Below are 20,383 nucleotides of genomic sequence, written 5' to 3' on the forward strand. Positions count from 1 at the left end.
TGCCTAACTCATGAAGTGCACATTTTATACCTTATTTATGCTGGTCTCCTTACTAGGAACTGCAGTTGCCCAGTCGGGTAAAATCTCTTCAAAGGCGGCACCTTTCGGTATCAATCTGGCAGGTGGTGAATTTGGAAAATCCAATGGGCTTTATAATAATGATTACGCCTATCCCACAACTAAAAGTATGGACCAGGTAAAGTCTCAAGGGTTTAAATTGATTCGAATTCCATTTGTATGGGAGAGAATACAACCTGTTTTAGCTGAAGATCTGGATCTTCAGGAAGTAGAGAAAATCAGGAAAGTTGTAGTTGAAGCACAGGAAAGAGGTTTACTTGTGATCCTGGATATGCACAATTATTGCCGAAGAAATATAAAAGGAGAATTGAAACTGATCAATTCCCCAGGATTGCCCATTGAAAATATTGCAGATGCCTGGATGAAAATCGCTGAAAAATTTAAACAGCATCGGAATATATGGGGATATGGAATCATGAATGAACCTCATGATATGCTTTCAAAAACTGATTGGTTTGATATTGCCCAAGCTGTCATCACTAAGATTCGGAAGGTGGATGTTAGGACAACTATTTTAATTGGTGGTGATAGCTGGAGCTCGGCCGAGAGATGGGTTCAATACAGTGATCATTTAAAGAAATTAAGAGATCCTGCTCAGCGTATTATTTATGAGGCGCATGTATATTTTGACCGGGATGCATCAGGTAAATATAAAGGTACTTATGATGAGGAAAGGGCTAGCCCGGAGACTGGTGTTTTACGTGTTGCTCCATTTGTAAAATGGTTAAAGGAAAATAAGCTCAGGGGTTTTTTAGGTGAATATGGTGTGCCGGATGACGATCCAAGGTGGCTGGTGACGCTGGATAATTTTTTAGGCTACCTGAAACAAAATCGTATAAACGGCACCTATTGGGCTGCCGGTGCAAGATGGGGGACCTATAGATTATCCGTAGCACCACGCAATGGTGTAGAAAGGCCTCAGATGAAGGTTTTGTCGAAGTACTTGTTTGCTGATAAATAGAATATACTTATGAAGATAATTAGGTTAACGTTTTTTAATATCATTGCTCTTTTATGGATTTTGACAACAGGTCAAGTTCAAGCGGCCATCGTATTGCCCCAGCTGGTTGGAGATAATATGATCATTCAAAGAGACATCAAAGTGCCCGTTTGGGGTTGGGCTACTGCCGGTGAGAAGATCTCCGTAAATTTTAAAAATGAAAGTTACAGGGCTGTGGCGGGAGCCGATGGTAAATGGGCTGTAACGTTAAAGGAGAGCCTACATGGAGGACCTTATCAGATGACTATTGAAGGTGCTGCCGAGGTACTGAAGATCAAGAATATCCTGATTGGGGATGTTTGGGTCTGCTCTGGGCAATCCAATATGGCTTTTAGCTTTAACGCTCTTAAAACCTTGTATCCTGATGATGTAGTGATTAGAAATAGCTATGACGAGGAAATAGCAGCGGCTGCAAATGACAATATTCGTCAGATTATAGTGAATCGCAACTATAGTGCTGCGCCACAAAGTACAGTAAAAATGACAGGATGGAAGATTGCAGGGCCAAACACCATCATGTCATTTAGTTCCGTAGCTTATTTTTTTGCAAAGCATTTGTATGAAAAATATAATGTTCCAATCGGATTGATCAACGCTAGTTATGGTGGAACTCCTGCGGAAGCCTGGATGAGTGCAGACGCATTGAAAAAGTTTCCTCAATTTTCGAAAACAATCCGTTTTTTGAAGGATACGGCTGCCTTAACAAGTAAAGTGAATTTATATAATGCTGTGTTGCCGACCGTATTGTTCAATGCTATGATCAATCCGATTATCTCTTATGGAATTAAAGGCGTTTTATGGTACCAGGGTGAAAACAATCAACTGCGTGGGTATGAATATCGCGATCTTTTTCCTGCATTAATCAACGATTGGCGATCGAGATGGGGACAAGGTAACTTCCCTTTTATTTACCAGCAACTGGTTAATTTTAAAGAGGTATCAAAAGTACCAGTGGAGGCGTATTGGGCCGAGCTAAGGGAAGCCCAACTGATGACTTTGTCGAAACAGGTTAATACTGCGATGGCTGTAGGTATCGACCTGGGGATTGCCAATAATATCCATCCGCCAAATAAAAAAGATGTGGGTGAACGTTTGGCACTTGCTGCAATGAAAATTGCCTATAAAGAAACCAATTTGGTGACTTCTGGTCCTTTGTATCAGTCGATGCGCGTTGATAATGATAAAATCATCATTAGTTTCAGCAATATTGGTCAGGGCTTAGTAGCTAAGGGGGGAAGTGCTTTAAAGTACTTTTCGATAGCTGGTGCTGATAAGAAATTTGTTTGGGCCTTAGCAGTAATCAAGGGTAACCAGGTGATTGTATCCAGCGAGCAGATACCAGATCCGGTAGCGGTAAGATATGCCTGGGCAAACAATCCTGAGGGCTGTAACCTGACTAATATAGAAGGTTTGCCAGCATCGCCATTCCGTACAGATAACTGGCCAGGACTTTCGGCCAAAACAGTATATGTAAATAATGATATTCCATAATTTTTCAATTGAAAGCACACATAAAATTACCAGAATACAGGATGTCAAAGCAAAATATTAAATATAAGGGTTGGGATGTTATTGCCTTGAAAAACAAATGGATGACTGTTTGCGTGGCGCCTAATTTGGGCGGAAGGATTATCCAATTGGGATTGATGGAAGAGGAATTACTTTTTAATAATGTAAATCTTCATGGAGTCGATATTGCTTCGGCTGGGTTTAAAGAAAAAACCAATTGGTTAAACTTTGGCGGAGAAAAAATATGGCCGGCTCCCCAGGGATGGGATTCAGAGCAGCAGTGGCCAGGGCCACCTGATGTCATTTTGGATGGCGGTTTTTATAGTGTTTCTACAGATAATTCCGATTCTACAGCAGGAGATCAAGTGAGTTTAAAGAGTGATGTTGACCCTTATACCGGTTTGCAAATCCTTAAAGATATTACCCTTTCCGAGGATTCTTCCAAAATTTTGGTTAAAGCAACTTTTATTAATAAAAGCAATAAAGCTAAAGTATGGTCTATATGGCCGGTTATTCAATTGGATACTCCTGATATCACTACCATAGATAGATATAAGATCATCTGCCCGTTAAATCCAAAAAGTAAGTTCAAAGATGGATTTCAGGTCATGCATGGATTGGTGAACAGCCCACAATACAAGGTCAACAGTTCGGGTAATTTTCAAGTAACTAATCAGTATTTGGTTGGGAAAGTAGGTTTAGACGCTGATGCAAACTGGGTTGCATTTTGTGATAAGAAAATTGGAAATGTGTTGATCGCAACATTTGAATATGATAAGAAAGCTATTTATCCTGAGGATACTTCTGTTCAGATATGGGTGCAGGGCAAAGGACTGGTGTACTCTAGAAATAGGGTTAATGAATATTTCGAAGATCCCAGTAAGAATTTTCCATATATGGAAATAGAATTATTATCTCCACTATGTGAAATGCAACCTGATAGTCAGATGACGTTCGAATATCAAATGCTCTTGTGCAAGATTCCGGAAGAAACTGAGGTCATCACAATGAACGATGTTGGTGTAATCAGCTCATTTATGACGATCGATGTAAGCGACAGTTGCATTCAGATTAAAGGTAAATACGGAGTTTTTAAGGAAGGTGTTTTGAAACTGGTTTTAAATTATGACGACGTAGAAACCATATTGAGGAAGGAGCCATTAATAGAACTAGAGGTGTCTCCTGCAAAGGGCATCGACTTAGCTGTCGAGCTTTCTGATGCCCTAGGTTTTGAAGGGAATGAAGTGAGTCTATCATTGCAATTTTTTGATTTAAACAATACTTATTGCGGAGATTTAGATCATTGTACGATGTTAAGCAGGAATAAGGAAATCAAAAACAATACGGAAAAGACATATGAAAAGTAATACAGGTTTTTATAAATGGGAATTGCTGATCTGGTTGTGGCTGGCTTTTTTCTTTAATCAGGCAGACAGGCAGATCTTTAATATCTTGCTACCATTGATTAAAATTGATCTACAGTTAACTGACGTTCAATTAGGGCTGATCAGTTCACTCTTCATACTGGTGATTGGCATTTTTATTCCAATAGCAGGGGTAGTGGGGGATATGTTTAGTAAGAAAAGGATTATCTGGATCAGTGTCCTATTCTGGAGTATCGCCACTTTATTGACCGGGGCAAGTACGGGGTTAATTCATTTGATCTTATTTAGGAGTATTGCTGTAGGCGGGGGTGAAGCTTTTTATGCGCCCTCAGCAAATGCATTAATTGGAGAATATCATAAAAAGACTCGCGCATTGGCGATGTCCGTTCATCAGACTTCATTGTATGCCGGAGTTATTTTGAGTGGTACGCTAGGTGGTTTGATTGCACAGTGGTATGGATGGAAATTTGCATTCTATATTTTTGGTGGGACGGGAATTGTATTAGCGGCCTTACTGGCCTGGAGAATAAAATCAATTCAGCTGATCAACACCGTTTCCACGAATCATGTTCGTGCGGGTTTCATCAAAGAAGCGGTTTTAGCATTGTTCAAAAAACCGACAGCTATATTATTGGGGATGGCATTCGCTTGTCTTGTATTTGTAAACGTTGCTTACTTAACCTGGATGCCTACCTTTTTACACGAGAAATTTAAGCTATCTATTGTGGAAGCAGGTTTTTCATCGATGTTTTACCATCATATATTTGCCTTTGCAGGTGTTATTTTTGGCGGATGGTGCTCTGATAAATTCGCACTAAAATCTAGTGGTAACCGGTTAATTATTCAATCAGTTGGTCTATTACTGGGAGCGCCTTTTATACTCGCAATGGGACAGGCCGAAAATGCATCTTATACCTACGTGATGCTTGCTGCTTTTGGTTTTTGCAGAGGTATTTATGAAGCTAATACTTACACCACCTTATTTTTAGTGATTGAGCCTCAATATAGATCAACGTCTGTTGGCATCATATCTATGTTCGCTTTTATTACTGGCGCAATTGCCCCGGTACTTTTAGGTTATTTAAAACCAGGTATGGGACTCTCCAATGGGTTATCTTCTTTATCAGTTGCCTATTTAATTGGTGGAGTACTGATTTTAGTTGCCTTGATTAAGTTTTATAAACGAGATGTGGTCTCAACTAATCCTCAGGAATTATGAAAGTAATATATAATGAAATTTATAAACAAGAAAATAACAATATGAATATGTTTAAGATTAAAATAATTGCACTTGCATTAATGAGCTTTTCCTTCGTTTTTGAAGGGTACACGCAAGACAATAAACCATTTAAAGGCACTGGTGAAGGGGAAAGCCAGCTCCCTTCAGGTAAAAACTGGAAACTAATCTGGAGTGATGAGTTTGATGGAAAAAAACTGGATCGGAGTAAGTGGGATTTTCGTTTACATATTATGCAAACGCGACATGAAACCTGGACGGATGATGCCGTGGAACTTGATGGAAAAGGGCATCTGATGATGAAGTTATATGAAAAGAATGGTCAATACTTTTCATCTCAGATACAAACCGGACGAAACTTTATGGATGTACCAGGTAATCAATATGGGAAAACAAAGCTGGCCTGGCCTATTGCTGAGCTTGAACCAGCTAAGTTTTTACACAAATACGGATATTATGAAGTTCGTTGTAAGCTACCTACTCAGGAAGGTTGGTGGGCAGCCTTTTGGTTACAATCACCCGTTATAGGCAGTACATTAGATCCTGCTGATTCTGGAGTTGAAGTTGACATTATGGAGAACTTTACTCGGGATGGAATTATTAGTCAAAACGTTCATTGGAATGGCTATGGTAAAAACCATAAGCACAAAGGAACTGGCAAATTGGAAATGAGACCTAGTGATAACGAGTTTCATACATTTGGAGTGCATTGGAGTCCAGAAGGTTATGTGTTTTATATGGATGGTAAAGAAACCTGGCGAGTGTTAGATCCAGTTTCGAATCGCGAACAGTTTATTTTGCTTTCAACGGAATGTAATGGATACCGTGAAGGTGCACCCGCTGATGTACTTAAAAAGGCGCTCCTTCCAGATTATTTTATCGTCGATTATGTTAGGGTTTATGATGAAGTAAAATAATACTTAATTGAACACTGGACGGCTTAATGCGTTCAGTGTCAATTTACTTCCTGCATTTATCAAAAAAGAATTCCCAAAACAAGTGGGATTAATACCTCTAAAAATAAAGTTATATAGTTAATTCCTCAGCGGTTAAGCAGTAAAAGAGATTTTGAAGTTGGTGAACGTATTCTAATTTATAGTCTAACATGGCAATTTCACCATCCATAGGCTGTAGATCATCATTTAATACAAACTGATGTCCATTCTTCTTTTCCAAAACGTAGGTGGTTTCATTACCTTCTTCATATTCGAACTCGAATTTCTCGAAGCCAAATTTAATCAGCCATTCTTCAGTTAATTGTATGGGCTCCATTAATCCGGCAGAATCGATGTCAGATCCGTAAGGTATTTGCTCTGGGGATCCATGGTCTAATGTGTAATTTCCTATTCGTAGTTCGCTTGAGTCCATAATCAATTCTTTTGGCGCAAAAATAGGATAATATATTTTCAATATGACCTATCATTGGTAAATAGCTATATTAGGACAACATAAAAGCTTGTTAAGGCCAGCGATAAAGCGAGCCCGCCTTGAAAACCCATTCAGGTGTCTTTAATTCAGTTCCGAATTTATTACTATACCAAGGGCTGGAGGATAGCGGGTTTTTGAGGATATGGATACTTTGAGCAGGCATATAGCTTTGCGCTAAAAGGAAACGCTTTTCTCCGGCAGTATTCGTTGCTACATCCATTACGATCACCGCATGGCCAGGAGACCCGCCTTGCAAAAACACATCACCTATAAGAATGTCATTTTGATGCGGTACAGGCTTCAATTGTCTACTTAAAGATAAAGTGCCAGCGAAGCTAAATACAGTTTGTAGATAGTTATCAAATGCAGGTCGATCATTAGAAATACCTGAGGATTTTACCTTCTGTAATTTTTGTTGTCGCAGTACAAAACGGTAGCCTTGTCGCCAGGAAGCATAATCCATAGCGGTACCGTCGGTTGCTAAGAAGACAATCTTTGCATATTGCTTTTTTGCATATAGCCACTCTGCGTAAAGTCGCATCACGGCATCAGCACATTGTTGCAGGTCTCTTTTTCCAATACTGATGTCTAATACCGCATACTGTGCTTGTTGATTCCGTTTTTTCTCCCCATTAAAAAGGTACACTGTATTGTCTTTTTTGAGCTTGATGTGTCGCAGCCAGTATGCAAATGAACCAGCTTCTGCGTTCACCCGCTTAAAATGTGCTGGAGTAGGGATGTTTCCAGTCTGTTGAGCAAAGCCTTGCACAAAGAGAAAAGTTAGTAGACAACTGAGAGATAGTGCTTTCATATTATTACTGAAAGTAAAGATTTTATTTTGTTAAAACTTATATTCGCTAAACATGATGAGACCTATTTTTTTAGTTTTTTTATTTACACTTGTTACAAGTTTTTTTAACTATGCAGCTGCTCAGTCAGATGCAGTATTCCAGACGATATTACAACGCGTTCATCAGGAGCAGATAGATGAGGTGCAAGATATTAATAACTTGGACAAGCAAGTCAAGGTTAACCTTTCTGATTTGAATTTAGAGAATGGAAAATACAAATCACTCGACTATGCCGATCATAAGCGAATCAATCCAAGTTGGTTGCCTGTATTGGAAAATATAAGAACCATGACTTTAGCCTATTCACATCCTAAAAGTAGCTATTATGGAGATAAAAATATCTGGGAAGCAATCCAAAAAAGCCTGAACTATTTTACTAGTCATAAGCCTTTGCCTTATTGTGACAACTGGTATCAGCAAGGCATTACCCGCCCACAGTCTTTAGCGCGGAGCTTAATCAATATGAAGTTTGGGGAACTGCCCTTAGATAGCTTGGTAGAAAAAACTACGCTTGCGGTAATCTGTAAGGATACCGCAATCACCAGTAATGGTCGAAATAATCCAATGCATAAATATAATTTCGGAGCCAATAAAGCACAGATTGCCATGGGCTGGATATTTATCGGTGCATTATCAAAGCATGAAAAAATGTTAGAGCAAGGTGTGAAGGAAGCCTATTCGCCCATTCAATATACAACTGGAGAGGGGATTCAATATGATCTTTCCTATGATATGCATTATGGCTATCTATATAATGGCGGTTATGGGACAGAGTTTATGACCTGTGTATCCAAATCAGCCTCCTATACTTTAGGAACAAAGTATGCCTTGCAAGGTGAAAAACTAGATTTGTTTCGAAAGTTTATATTAGAATCGATATTTGGTGTTATTCGAGGTAAATGGATGGATTGGAATGTGCTGGGTAGAGGTATTTCAAGAGTCGGAGCTACACAAAAAGACTATTCGTCTTATCTTGAGCGGCTGGGGGAAATTGATCCTCAAGGAAAGCAGCAATACAACACCATAAAGAAACGACTGAAAGGCGAAGAATCTGCTTCCTTTAAAGTAAAGCCCTTTCATCAGCATTATTGGAATACGGATTATACTGTACATACCCGACCTTCATATTTTATGTCTATACATGCGGTATCTAACCGAAAGTATTCTCAAGAGATTGGCAATCTGGAAAATATGAAAGGTTTTTGGGGAGCCGAAGGGACTATGAATCTCCAATTGAAAGGCAATGAATATGACAATATTTTTCCTTTGTGGAATTGGACCAAACTACCGGGTACTACCTTGCCAGATACCCTACCAATTGTAAAAGATAAGGCACCGGGTGTAGGAGATAGGAGAGGCACTCATCCTTTTTCGGGTGGGGTGTCGGATGCACGTTATGGTGCCACGGCCTACGTAATGGATAATGATCTACAGACCTCAGCAAAAAAGTCATGGTTTATGTTTGATGATGAAATTGTATGTTTAGGAGCAGGGATCAGTTCTACATTACCTAATCCAGTTAGCACGACTTTAAATCAGGTAATTCTTGCAGATGATGGGCTGACTTTATCTAAAAAAGGTCGCATTTGGAATTATAAAAAAGACCTCCATCTAACTTTTAATGATCAGGTAGAATGGGTATTGCATGATCGGATAGGCTACCTTTTTCCTCAAAAGGGTAAGGTGAATCTATCTGCTGAAAAAAGGCGTAGCGATTGGAGCGAGATTAGCATGGGCGGTGAAGAGGCTAATAAAAAAGTAGAAGAGAAATCTGTTTTTCAATTAAGTTTGGAGCATGGCATTCGACCTGAAAATGGAAAATATGCCTATATTTTGCTGCCAGGCATGGAAAGTCCGATCGCGATGAAACAATATTTGAAAAAGGAAAATATTGTAATTAAATCCAATACCGAAAACCTTCAAGCAGTATATCATCGCGGGTTGGAACTATGGCAAATGGTGTTTTATACAGCTAATGTTGACTTTGATGATGAGCAAATCGAAATATCGACAGATATTCCAGCACTAGTGATGCTTCGTAAACAGGAAGCAGGGAAGTACCAGCTTTATGCCGCAGATCCTTCCCACCTTCATAAGACCCTAAATGTTAAGATCGGGATTAAAGGATTAGCCGATATCAAAACGATTACTTTAGCGCTTCCTCAAAAGGAATATGCCGGCCAGACTGTATCAACTGTTATAAATTAATTGTTTTATTGGGGAAAGCAACAAGCCTATAAGCCCCAAGCGCTTGGGGAATAAAATTCTTTAAAAATCATATCTTAGGGAAAAAAACACCAAATGTAAACCTTTTACAATTATTAAAAATGAGTACTAAAGAATTTTCAAGACGACATTTTTTAAAGCAAACCATGATGTTGTCTGCTGCGGCAGCGATCACTCCAGGTATACTGATGGGGATGAGTAAGGGGGATATAAAATTTGCGAATCCTAATGAGCGCGTAAATCTGGCCTGTATTGGTATTGGAAACAGGGGGGGCGAAATCATCCGGGATTTGTATAAAACTGGTCTCGTTAATATTGTTGCCCTTTGCGACGTGGATATGGGCGCTGCACATACGGCAGCCATTTTAAAAGAATTTCCTAATGTACCCCGCTTTCAGGATTTCAGGAAGATGTTTGATAAAATGAGTAATCAGATAGATGCCGTTACCGTTGGCGTACCTGATTTTTCGCATTTTCCTATTACGATGATGGCTATGGGCTTAGGAAAACATGTATATGTAGAAAAGCCAATGGCTCGTACTTTTAATGAGGTAGAACTCATGATGAAAGCTGCGAAGAAATACGATAAGGTCGTTACCCAAATGGGGAATCAAGGGCACTCTGAAGCCAATTATTTTCAGTTTAAAGCCTGGAAAGAAGCTGGTATCATTAAGGATGTGACCTCAATAACAGCGCATATGAATTCGCCAAGACGTTGGCATGGATGGGATACCCATATAAAATCTTTCCCTGCAGCTCAAACTGTGCCTGATACACTGGATTGGGATATATGGCAAATGGCAACAACAGGACACAATTACAATAAAGATTTTGTGAATGGACAATGGCGCTGCTGGTTTGATTTGGGAATGGGTGCTCTTGGTGATTGGGGTGCGCATATTGTAGATACTGCCCACGAGTTTCTTGATCTGGGTTTACCCTATCAGATTAATCCAGTGTTATCTGGACATAACGATTTCTTTTATCCGACATCTACGACCCTGGCTTTTAAGTTTCCAAAGCGAGGTAATATGCCTGCGATGGATATCAATTGGTACGATGGGGTAGATAATTTACCACCGATTCCGAAAGGATATGGTGTTTCTGGTTTAGATCCGAATATCCCACCGCCAAGTACAGGTAAAATTGAGCCGGCAAAATTAAATCCAGGAAAGATAATCTACAGCAAGGAGCTTACTTTTAAAGGCGGTTCTCATGGTAGTACACTTTCTATTATTCCTGAAGAAAAAGCTTTGGCAATGGCGGCCTCATTACCGGAAGTACCTAAAAGTCCTTCAAACCACTTTAAGAATTTCCTTCAAGCTTGTAAAGGAGAAGAGAAAACAAGATCACCGTTCTCGGTAGCAGGACCACTTAGTCAGGTATTCTGTCTGGGGGTACTTGCTCAGAAATTAAACGCAAAGCTTGAATTTGATCGTAAAAAGAAGATAATTACGAATAATAAAGTTGCCAATGCTTTACTTGTTGGTCCGCCGCCGCGTAAAGGTTGGGAACAGTATTACAAAGTATAGATACAGTTAATCAAGGACGCAATATTATCATCGATAGGTGATTTTCTTAACATAGATCAATGGGAGATGTTATTCTTTGATCTTATCTTTGGATCAAAATTAATAAACCAGGAAATGAAATTAAAAATCAACACTATTTTATTGTTAGTAGCTGTAGTAGGACTTTCAGCTTTTACAAACCCTAAAAAACCAGTTACTTACATTGTAGATGCAGCTCAATCAACTATCACATGGTTGGGTAAAAAAGTTACCGGTGCTCATAACGGAACCATTGCTTTAAAATCTGGATCATTAGATGTGAATGGTAAAAACGTAACAGGCGGTACATTTGTGATCGATATGACTTCAATTAAAGATGCTGATGGAAGCGCAAAGTTAGAAGGACACTTGAAAGCTGATGATTTCTTTGGTTCAGCTAAATTCCCGACTTCAACTTTCGTAATCACTAAAGTTACTGGTTCAGGTGCTAATGTAAATGTTTCGGGTAACCTAACAATCAAAGGTATCACTAAGCCTTTAAGCTTCCCTGCAACTGTAACAGCTAACGCAGATGGTACTGTATCAGCATTGGCAGGTAAAATCACTGTAGATAGAACTAAATATGATATCAGATATGGTTCGAAATCATTCTTCGATAGCATTGGCGACAAAGCAATTGACGATAACTTTGAAATCGGAGTGAAATTAATAGCTAAAAAGTAATTTTCCGATTATGGAAAAGGAAAGGCTTGCTCAAAAATTGAGCGAGCCTTTTATTTAATCGGCTAATTGTAGTCAAATGATGCGCTGTAGATCACTTCTTTTTTCAAATTCATAATCCTGAAATTGTCGATTGCTCCAACGCCTTTAAATTTACATTTAATGCCTTTAACATTTCCTATTGGCTCATGGTAGCTATTTTTGTAGATTGATACCCCATTGATAAAGACGTTAACCTGCTTTTTAATGACCTCAATACGTACTTTTTGCCACTGAGAAAGATTGATGCCAAAAGGTTTAAGATCATGAAAATTTCCGTTGTAATGAACTTCGCCAAAATCGAAGGAGGCAAACTGTGCGCAGCCTGGTCTAACAAATTTCACTCGTCCTGTTTTAGATTCGGCTAGATATTCTATGCTGCTATCGAAACAGTCAATGCCACCATTTTTAAGATCGTTCTTTATATCTACTTCGACAATCAGATTATCCCCATCTATATTGAAATCTTTAATGTTTCTATAATCTGTCCAGTAGTCTTCCGAGGGATCCAAGCCAATACTTCGTATTTTATCTGGACGAAGAGAAAGTACCTGGTTACGATTGAATAGGCTGGAGTCGCTTATCAGAACCTCTTTTTGACCTTGTTGTACGACACATTTCCATCCGTTTGAAACTATCTGGATATTTTGAGCTGCCAGAACCTCTCCATCTGCCAGCAGTTTTAGGCGATAATTATCTGGTAGCTTAAATACATAGGTGAATTCTCCTTTTGGTGTCACAAGGGGGCGGAAAAAACCATAATCAAGATCTATGGTCGCACTATTGTATTTTATCGCCTTTAAATCATATCTGAAAGCAAAATTGTTACCTACCGCTTTTTTTATGGTCAGCTCTGCCGATGTTCGCTGTGATTTCCACACCAGGTAGGCAGCTATACACAAAAGAAGACTGATTATGGGGAAGACCCATTTCAGATAATTTACTTTCTTTTTAATATTTACGATAGGAGCAGTAGTAGTTGTTTCTGATTTCTGATCAGTCCCTATTACATTATTTTGTTTGAAATCGGCCCAACTACGGAAGCCCAGGTGAACGGCTAGTGCATTTTTTGTAGCCATTTGCGGCTCATAATAACCTTCAGAATCCGGAACCTGTCGTATAATTCTTTTTAATGTTCTTACACTAATGGATACTTTTGTACTTTCGAAGATCTGATCACTAAGGTTTTTGAAATCATAATCTACCCAGTCTTGGGTTTTTCCCCAGTCTACTTTTTGCTCGATCAGTGCAACGCACCTTAAAATGTAAGATCTGTTATCCAATTTATTGATAGTTAATTAGCTCGCATAGAGGTGTTTTTTGTTATGCATGTCTATGCCTCATTTTGTCCGCCATAAACAACACACCTGCCACGTAAATTTAAAAATTCAAAATGAAAAACAGCATCAAACTATTTCGTTAAAATTAGCTTGATGCTGTTAATCGAAAACCAAATTATAAATCTTAATGTATAAACAAGAATTTTTTAAGTTTAGGTATGGAATAAAGGCAGCTTTTTTATGTTTGTCTGTTTTCGGTTTCCATGCAGAATTTTTGAAAGCACAGGAATTTACAAAGTATGTAAATCCATTAATAGGTACGGCTATCAGTACTACTGAAAGTGCACTGCGACATAGTCAGGATGGCTCTGAATTGAGAGGGCAGACTTTTCCTGCTGTCGGTGTTCCTAATGGAATGACCAGCTGGACCCCTCAAACCCGTGCTACAGAACGCAAATGTCTGGCACCCTACTATTACGAAGATCAAAAAATACAAGGTTTTAGAGGTAGTCATTGGCTTAGTGGTTCCTGCACCCAAGATTATGGTAGTTTTACCATTATGCCTGTTGCAGGGAAGCTAGAAACAGATCCCGACAAAAGGGCTTCCAACTATACTCATTCCTCAGAACAGGCCAAACCTTATAGTTACCGTGTAAAGTTGGCTGATTACAACATCCAGACTGCTATGACGGGACTCAGCCATTCAGCTATGCTCAATTTCAGTTTTAATGAAGAAAAAGATGCCTGGATCTGTATTGAACCAAATAGTGACCAGGGGAAAGGTTTTGTGCAGATAGATGTGTCAAAAAATGAAATAACAGGTTATAACCCTGTTCATCGGATTTACCAGGGAGGAGGTAAACCAGCTGGTTTCAATGGATATTTTGTGATCGTATTCGATCGCAGCTTTGAGTCTTATGGTACCTGGAATGGTACCCAAATAAAATATCAATCTCTAAACGAAAAGAGTGCAGGCAGTGCCGTTGGAGCATTTGTGAAGCTGCCTTTAAGTAAGGGAAAGCTGATGAAGATAAAAGTTGGTTGTTCTTTCACCAGTATAGAACAGGCGAGGAAAAATCTGGCTGCCGAAATACAGGACTGGAATTTTAAAGCGCTGGAACAAAAAGTAGCTGCGCAATGGAATGCTGAACTGGCAAAAGTAAAGGTGGAAGGCACCGAAACTGAAAAAGTGAATTTTTATACAGCCCTATACCATGCCAAATTGCTGCCGAGGGAGGTCAGTGACGTTGATGGTAGCTACAATGCTTTTGCTGCTGCAGGAAAGATAGCGCAGGCAGATGGCTTTAAATATTATGATGATTATTCATTATGGGATACCTATCGGGCTCTTCACCCGCTTCAACTGTTGCTGGAGCCTTCCAAAACTGAAGACATGGTGACGTCCTTGTTAAAAAAAGCAGAACAAGGAGGTTGGCTCCCTATCTTTCCATGCTGGAACAGTTACACTTCCGCAATGATCGGTGATCATGCAATTGCGATGATTGGAGATGCCCTGGTAAAAGGAATAGCCAGAAAGGATGCAGAAAAGTTATATCAGGTGATGCACAAAAATGCTTTCCAGGTAAATGACGATTTGTTGAGCTATAAAGATGGGCGGGGACGCCGTGGCTTGAGTTCGTATCTCAAATATGGTTATATCCCCTTGGAAGATGGAGTTACCGATGCTTTTCACACCAAAGAGCAAGTTTCCAGAACATTGGAATATGCTTACGATGATTATGTATTGGGCCAGGTGGCCGGGCTGTTGGGCAAAAAAAAGGATTATCAGTTGTTAATGAAGCGTGCACAGAATTACAAAAATGTTTTTGACATAGGTACAGGATATGTAAGAGGGCGTTACGCCAACGGAAAATGGGTAAGCCCTTTTGATCCTTTTGCTATTCGTTCCAGCTTTATTACAGAGGGGTCAGCTTTCCAGTACAGCTGGTATGTACCTCACGATGTTCCGGGGTTAATGGAGCTGATGGGGGGAAAAGGACAGTTTGTGAAACAACTCGATCAGTTGTTTGATAAAAGACACTACTGGCATGGCAATGAACCGGGACACCAGAGTGCTTATCTATATGCTTATGCTGGAATGCCCTGGAAAACTCAGCGTCAGGTTAAAAATATCATTAAGGAAGAATACAGTACAGTGCCTGGAGGCTTGAGTGGAAACGAGGACGCAGGTCAGATGTCGGCCTGGTTGGTTTTCGGAATGATGGGGTTTTATCCGGTTTGTCCTGGTACTCCAGATTACATCATCGGTACGCCCTCATTTCGTAAAGTAACCCTTTCCCTGGCCAACGGTAAAATCTTTACGATTGCTGCCCCTGGACTGTCCGCCTCTAATTTTTACATTCAAAAAGCAGTGCTAAACGGCCAGGTAATAAATCAGGCTAAGCTGACTCATAAAGACCTGCAACGTGGAGGAGCGCTTGTCTTATTTATGGGAAATACCCCTAATCAGCAATGGGGAAACTAAGGCGCGTGTATTTGCCCGTCTTTGTCCGGTATATTTTTTAAATATGTAACTAATTTAGTTTTCGGTAGCTACACCATAAATATCGTTTCCGGGAAAAGGTATTTTAGCGAACCACAACTAATTCCAAACCAAATAACTGTATGATAAATAAAAATTACTTTATGTTCTTTTTTCTCATTTTGTTGGGCTTTAATGCCAATGCCCAGCAGCAACCAGTTCAACTAAAAATAACTGGTAATGTGAAAGATAAAGCGGGCATCGCCATGCCAAGCGTGAGCGTTTTTGTTCAGGGAACTAAGCTGGGCGTATCTACCGATTCAAAAGGTAACTATACCATCCAGGTGGCCGATGAAAAGTCTGTACTGGTATTTTCTTATACCGGATTTATTAGCCAAAACAGAACCGTGGGGAAAAACAGAATTATCGACATCGTATTTGCCGAAGATCAGCGGGGACTGAATGAAGTTGTGGTGATCGGTTACGGCACCCAAAAGCGGGGAGATGTGATCTCGGCCATTACTTCTGTGAAAGGGAATGAATTGCAGAATATTCCTGTTACTAACCTGGACGCTATGATGCAGGGTAAGGCTGCAGGTGTCCAGGTAGTACAGAATTCGGGAGCACCCGGTGATGAGGCCTATCTGCGCATTCGTGGAAGTGGGTCTTTGTTTGGAGAGAATAGGCCTTTGTACGTAATTGATGGGGTCCCAATGAACAATCTTTCTGCTGGTCCGGGACCTCAAAGTACCGATGGACAAAGAGTGTCTGCACAAAATGACATCAATCCAAATGATATAGAATCTGTTGAGATCTTAAAAGATGCCGCAGCCGCAGCTATATATGGTTCCCGGGGTGGTAATGGTGTAATCCTGATTACCACCAAAAAAGGAGCTTTAGGCAAAGCGAAATTTAATTTTAGCATGTACACTGGCGCTGCTGAAGTGACCAAAAGATTGGATTTGCTGAATGGTGAAGAGTATGTGCAACTCATTAAAGAAGGTCAGGCAAATGGTGCTCAGCCAGTAGATAATGCCATTGTCAACACAGGTGTAAATACCAACTGGCAGAACGAAGTTTTTCGCTCGGCACCAGTTTCAAATTATGCTTTATCTGTTTCAGGTGGAACAGATAAAGCTACTTATTATGTGTCAGGTAGTTATCTTGATCAGAAAGGAACGATTATTGGACAGAAATTTAAAAGACTGAATGGGCGTGTAAACTTTGATGCAAAGGCAACCGATAAGCTGAAAATCGGCGCCAATATAAATGGCAGTCATTCGGTAAATAACCGCAGGGATGGTGGTTTCTCTAACCAGTCTATACTAACGCTTGCGCTGGTACAGAACCCAAATAATCCAGTGTATAATCCCGATGGTACGTATTACAAGGATTCCAAAGGAAGACTGAATCCGGTATTAGTAGGAAATGAACTCCGCTTTATCGCAGAAACTGACCGTTATGTTGGAAATGCTTATGGTAATTATACCCTTGGCAAAGGTCTGCAGTTCAAATCAAGTATAGGCTTTGATCATTTAGGGATTACCGACGACCGTTACCTGTCTAGACTCGTAAATAGTGGCGGTAATGCAAGTGGTTCCTTAAGTGTTTATTCAGTTATGCTATGGGTAAATGAGAATACACTTTCCTATAATAAAACCTTTAATAAAAATCATAAACTGACCGCTCTGCTTGGCCAAAGTTATCAGGAATCTGCTACCCGCAGAATTGGCGCTGCAGGCAATACCAATTCAACAGATATCATCGAAGCGATAACTGGTTTTACGAACAGAACTGAAGCTTCAGATTATCGTTCCAGATGGGCCATAGTTTCTTATTTTGGTCGCGCTGGATATGCTTATAAAGATCGTTTTTTGTTTGAAGGAGCATTGAGGATTGATGGTTCTTCCAGGTTTGGTCTGAATAAGCAATTCGGCTATTTCCCTTCTGTGTCTGGTGGATGGAAAGTGAGTAATGAAGCTTTCATGAAAAAACAACATACCATCAGTAACCTTAAATTACGTGCAAGTATTGGGGTAACAGGTAATAATGAAGGTTTGGGTAATGATTTCCCTTCTCTGGCTACTTATAACGTAGGGGCCAATTATGGCACATTGGCGGGGATCGCACCGAGTAGCTTATCAAATGTTGATCTGAGCTGGGAGTCTACTACCCAAACCAATTTGGGCTTGGATTTTGGGCTCTTCAAAGACCGAATCAATGTAGTAGTAGATGCTTATAGAAAAATAACTAACGATCTGATTTTTAAACTGGAACTGCCTTTTACCTCTGGTTTTAGCCGCACATTTGGCGCCAATATAGGCCAGATGAAGAATGAGGGATTAGAATTCCAGTTAAACAGCCGAAATTTGGTAGGCAAATTCACATGGACTACTGATTTTAACATCTCCTTTAACCGTAATAAAATTACCGATCTTCCTTTAACAGTAGAAGGAGATCCCAGGAGTGCCGATTTTTCAGAAGGGCTTCCAAATAGTTTCAATACCACTAGTCCAACGAGTATTTTTAGAGTGGGTGAATCAGTAGGATCTTTCTTTGGTTATCGCAATCTCGGAGTAGATCCTGCAACGGGTGATTTTATTTATGAGGACATTACAGGTGATGGCGTAGTTACCACAGCCGATAGGCAAATTGTAGGCAATGCCTTACCGATTCATACGGGGGGTATTACAAATACATTTGGTTATAAAGGTTTCGACCTGAGTGTATTCTTTTATTGGTCATACGGCAATGATGTTTATAACCAAACCAGGAATGTACTGGAAAGAATGAGCAGTTTAAATAATGGAAACAAGAATGTATTGCGTAGATGGACACCACAAAATACAATTACAGATGTACCCAAAGCAATTTGGGGAGATCCTGCTGGTGCAGATGGTTTAACCAATGCTGAGGTGTCTCAGCGTTTTATTGAAGATGGATCATTCCTGAGGTTAAAAAATGTAACGCTGGGGTATGCGCTACCTGCTGCTTTTCAAAAGCGGATGAAACTGAGCGGTGCCAGATTTTATGTAAGTGCCCAAAATCTGTTTACCGTAACTAATTATTCCGGCTACGATCCGGAAGTACAAAATCAACAGTTTAAGAATTCGCAATTGGGAATCGACTGGGCTTCACAACCTCAGCCTCGAACATTGATGTTTGGTTTTAGTCTTGGATTTTAATAATAAGAACATGAAAATAGTAAGATATATATTCCTTTTTGCCGCAGTAAACTTCATCCTGGGATGTAGCGTGAATGGTTTAAGCCCAGAGGACCGCATTGTGGATGTCAACTTCTGGAAGACCGCTGCGGATGCGGAAGCGGCTGTAATTGGTATTTATGATAAAGTGCAGTCGCAGGTAAAGCAGGATCCTCTGGCTTTCGATGTAGGTGCAGATGCACTAGGCGTTTTACAGGTAACGGATGATTACCTACCAATAGATCAGCACAACATTACCGTTGATAATCCTAGAGTAAAGGACTACTGGGAGAACAACTATGCAGGCATTCATCGTACCAATGATGTCATCAAGCACATTCCAGGAATTAATGATGCGTCTTTTACTCCTTTGCAACGCGATAATCTTTTAGGGGAAGCTTATTTTTTAAGAGCATATTTTTATTTCAACCTTTTAAGGGCTTATGGCGGTGTGCCGATCATCACAGTACCTTACGAGTCCTTTAATGCTGATTTTACAATCTCACGTGCCACCGTGGATGAAGTTTATGCCTTGATCATTAGTGATCTGCAGCTAGCCGAAACCAAACTGTTATTGAAGTTTAGTGACGAGATGCAAACCCGGGGACGAGCAACCAAGGGAGCTGCAAATGCTTTGCTTGCCAAAGTATTCCTAACTAAAAAAGATTATCCAAATGCGGTAATTCAGGCAACCAAGGTCATCGAAAATCCGAATTATGCGCTAACATTAGGCAGAACAAATTACATTAATATGTTTACGCCGAACGGCCGTAACACCCGGGAGTCAATTTTTGAAATTCAGTTCATCAGCTCTGCTGTTGAAGGACATGGGCTTCATCGGTATTACATGCCTGTTGCCAATGCAAACCAAATCGGAGGGGAGTACATTATGGCACCAACTGCAAAAATTATCACTGCATATGAAGCAGGTGATTTTAGAAAAGATGCAGCATTGGCTTTAAGTACGAATCCACCCTTTAGGAATGTAGGACAACCGTATGTTGCCAAATACCTCAGAACACTCGCAAATCTGGACGGCAATGTCATCGCTATTCGGCTGGCTGATGTGATGTTAATGAAGGCTGAGGCGCTGATGATGGATGGGAAGCCAGCTGATGCCGCAGGTATATTGAATACGATCAGGAGAAGGGCTTATGGGTTAGATCTGAATACCATTTCTGTACGTGATTATCCGAGTGCATCGGATATTACTAAAGGGTATACACTGGAATTGGCCATAGAAAATGAACGTTTTCTGGAACTGGCATTTGAGGGACATCGCTGGCATGATCTCGTGAGAACGGGTAGGGCCACTACTGTGCTTGGTATCGTTGCTAACAAATGTCTGTGGCCAATACCCCAGCGTGAACGTGATAGAAATCCCAGATTGACCCAGAATCTTGGCTACAATTAAATAAGGATAAATTTAATTTA

The 20,383-nt window shown here is 40.1% G+C and carries 14 protein-coding genes; 11 read left to right on the plus strand and 3 right to left on the minus strand.

Annotated elements, in window-relative coordinates:
* Positions 1 to 10 precede the first annotated feature (10 nt).
* Genes BLS35_RS00315 through BLS35_RS00335 form a run of 5 tightly spaced genes read left to right on the plus strand, consistent with a single transcriptional unit; the run spans position 11 to position 6,126 of the window.
* The gene (locus BLS35_RS00315; RefSeq protein ID WP_090776794.1) at positions 11 to 1,039 is read left to right on the plus strand and encodes a glycoside hydrolase family 5 protein; all 1,029 of its coding nucleotides are present in this window, start codon (positions 11 to 13) and stop codon (positions 1,037 to 1,039) included.
* A 9-nt stretch (positions 1,040 to 1,048) separates the two neighbouring features.
* Complete coding sequence (locus BLS35_RS00320) at positions 1,049 to 2,569, plus strand: sialate O-acetylesterase (protein ID WP_090776795.1); 1,521 nt, start codon at positions 1,049 to 1,051, stop codon at positions 2,567 to 2,569.
* Positions 2,570 to 2,610: 41 nt separating this feature from the next.
* Complete coding sequence (locus tag BLS35_RS00325) at positions 2,611 to 3,954, plus strand: DUF4380 domain-containing protein (protein WP_090776796.1); 1,344 nt, start codon at positions 2,611 to 2,613, stop codon at positions 3,952 to 3,954.
* The gene (locus BLS35_RS00330) at positions 3,944 to 5,191 is read left to right on the plus strand and encodes an MFS transporter (RefSeq protein ID WP_090776797.1); all 1,248 of its coding nucleotides are present in this window, start codon (positions 3,944 to 3,946) and stop codon (positions 5,189 to 5,191) included. Before BLS35_RS00325 ends, BLS35_RS00330 begins: the two co-directional genes overlap by 11 nt.
* A complete protein-coding gene (locus BLS35_RS00335; RefSeq protein ID WP_090776798.1) occupies positions 5,188 to 6,126 on the plus strand; it encodes a glycoside hydrolase family 16 protein in 939 nt (312 codons plus the stop codon). Before BLS35_RS00330 ends, BLS35_RS00335 begins: the two co-directional genes overlap by 4 nt.
* 109 nt (positions 6,127 to 6,235) lie before the next feature.
* Here BLS35_RS00335 and BLS35_RS00340 read toward each other — a convergent pair whose 3' ends face one another.
* A complete protein-coding gene (locus BLS35_RS00340) occupies positions 6,236 to 6,577 on the minus strand; it encodes a hypothetical protein (protein WP_090776799.1) in 342 nt (113 codons plus the stop codon).
* Positions 6,578 to 6,668: 91 nt separating this feature from the next.
* Complete coding sequence (locus BLS35_RS00345) at positions 6,669 to 7,448, minus strand: DUF4846 domain-containing protein (protein WP_090776800.1); 780 nt, start codon at positions 7,446 to 7,448, stop codon at positions 6,669 to 6,671.
* Positions 7,449 to 7,500: 52 nt separating this feature from the next.
* On the opposite strand from BLS35_RS00345, the gene BLS35_RS00350 reads away from it, so the two are divergent.
* The 3 genes from BLS35_RS00350 (at position 7,501) to BLS35_RS00360 (ending at position 11,948) form a co-directional block, all read left to right on the plus strand.
* The gene (locus BLS35_RS00350) at positions 7,501 to 9,696 is read left to right on the plus strand and encodes a polysaccharide lyase family 8 super-sandwich domain-containing protein (RefSeq protein ID WP_254778574.1); all 2,196 of its coding nucleotides are present in this window, start codon (positions 7,501 to 7,503) and stop codon (positions 9,694 to 9,696) included.
* A 119-nt stretch (positions 9,697 to 9,815) separates the two neighbouring features.
* The gene (locus BLS35_RS00355) at positions 9,816 to 11,246 is read left to right on the plus strand and encodes a Gfo/Idh/MocA family oxidoreductase (RefSeq protein WP_090776802.1); all 1,431 of its coding nucleotides are present in this window, start codon (positions 9,816 to 9,818) and stop codon (positions 11,244 to 11,246) included.
* A 114-nt stretch (positions 11,247 to 11,360) separates the two neighbouring features.
* Positions 11,361 to 11,948 carry a YceI family protein gene (locus BLS35_RS00360; protein WP_090777305.1) on the plus strand — a complete coding sequence of 196 codons (588 nt, stop codon included), beginning with the start codon at positions 11,361 to 11,363 and terminating at the stop codon, positions 11,946 to 11,948.
* A 62-nt stretch (positions 11,949 to 12,010) separates the two neighbouring features.
* Here the strand turns inward: BLS35_RS00360 and BLS35_RS00365 are convergent, their stop codons facing one another.
* On the minus strand, positions 12,011 to 13,267 hold the full coding sequence (locus BLS35_RS00365) for a hypothetical protein (RefSeq protein ID WP_090776803.1): 1,257 nt from the start codon (positions 13,265 to 13,267) through the stop codon (positions 12,011 to 12,013).
* Between the two features lie 184 nt (positions 13,268 to 13,451).
* Here BLS35_RS00365 and BLS35_RS00370 point away from each other — a divergent pair, with 184 nt between their 5' ends.
* The 3 genes from BLS35_RS00370 (at position 13,452) to BLS35_RS00380 (ending at position 20,363) form a co-directional block, all read left to right on the plus strand.
* Complete coding sequence (locus BLS35_RS00370; protein WP_090776804.1) at positions 13,452 to 15,749, plus strand: GH92 family glycosyl hydrolase; 2,298 nt, start codon at positions 13,452 to 13,454, stop codon at positions 15,747 to 15,749.
* 140 nt (positions 15,750 to 15,889) lie between these two features.
* Positions 15,890 to 18,931, plus strand: a complete 3,042-nt coding sequence (locus BLS35_RS00375) for a SusC/RagA family TonB-linked outer membrane protein (RefSeq protein WP_090776805.1) — start codon at positions 15,890 to 15,892, stop codon at positions 18,929 to 18,931.
* 10 nt (positions 18,932 to 18,941) lie between these two features.
* Positions 18,942 to 20,363 carry a RagB/SusD family nutrient uptake outer membrane protein gene (locus tag BLS35_RS00380; protein ID WP_132225905.1) on the plus strand — a complete coding sequence of 474 codons (1,422 nt, stop codon included), beginning with the start codon at positions 18,942 to 18,944 and terminating at the stop codon, positions 20,361 to 20,363.
* The last annotated feature ends 20 nt before the right edge of the window (positions 20,364 to 20,383 follow it).

Source organism: Pedobacter sp. ok626 (assembly GCF_900100435.1).
In the GTDB taxonomy this organism is placed as follows: Bacteria; Bacteroidota; Bacteroidia; order Sphingobacteriales; family Sphingobacteriaceae; genus Pedobacter.

Excerpts from the sequence above, each read along its gene's own strand:
- BLS35_RS00315 (WP_090776794.1), top strand. The coding sequence starts at position 11 with ATGAAGTGCACATTTTATACCTTATTTATGCTGGTCTCCTTACTAGGA.
- BLS35_RS00320 (WP_090776795.1), top strand. The coding sequence starts at position 1,049 with ATGAAGATAATTAGGTTAACGTTTTTTAATATCATTGCTCTTTTATGG.
- BLS35_RS00325 (WP_090776796.1), top strand. The coding sequence starts at position 2,611 with ATGTCAAAGCAAAATATTAAATATAAGGGTTGGGATGTTATTGCCTTG.
- BLS35_RS00330 (WP_090776797.1), top strand. The coding sequence starts at position 3,944 with ATGAAAAGTAATACAGGTTTTTATAAATGGGAATTGCTGATCTGGTTG.
- BLS35_RS00335 (WP_090776798.1), top strand. The coding sequence starts at position 5,188 with ATGAAAGTAATATATAATGAAATTTATAAACAAGAAAATAACAATATG.
- BLS35_RS00340 (WP_090776799.1), bottom strand. The coding sequence starts at position 6,577 with ATGGACTCAAGCGAACTACGAATAGGAAATTACACATTAGACCATGGA.
- BLS35_RS00345 (WP_090776800.1), bottom strand. The coding sequence starts at position 7,448 with ATGAAAGCACTATCTCTCAGTTGTCTACTAACTTTTCTCTTTGTGCAA.
- BLS35_RS00350 (WP_254778574.1), top strand. The coding sequence starts at position 7,501 with ATGATGAGACCTATTTTTTTAGTTTTTTTATTTACACTTGTTACAAGT.
- BLS35_RS00355 (WP_090776802.1), top strand. The coding sequence starts at position 9,816 with ATGAGTACTAAAGAATTTTCAAGACGACATTTTTTAAAGCAAACCATG.
- BLS35_RS00360 (WP_090777305.1), top strand. The coding sequence starts at position 11,361 with ATGAAATTAAAAATCAACACTATTTTATTGTTAGTAGCTGTAGTAGGA.
- BLS35_RS00370 (WP_090776804.1), top strand. The coding sequence starts at position 13,452 with ATGTATAAACAAGAATTTTTTAAGTTTAGGTATGGAATAAAGGCAGCT.
- BLS35_RS00375 (WP_090776805.1), top strand. The coding sequence starts at position 15,890 with ATGATAAATAAAAATTACTTTATGTTCTTTTTTCTCATTTTGTTGGGC.
- BLS35_RS00380 (WP_132225905.1), top strand. The coding sequence starts at position 18,942 with ATGAAAATAGTAAGATATATATTCCTTTTTGCCGCAGTAAACTTCATC.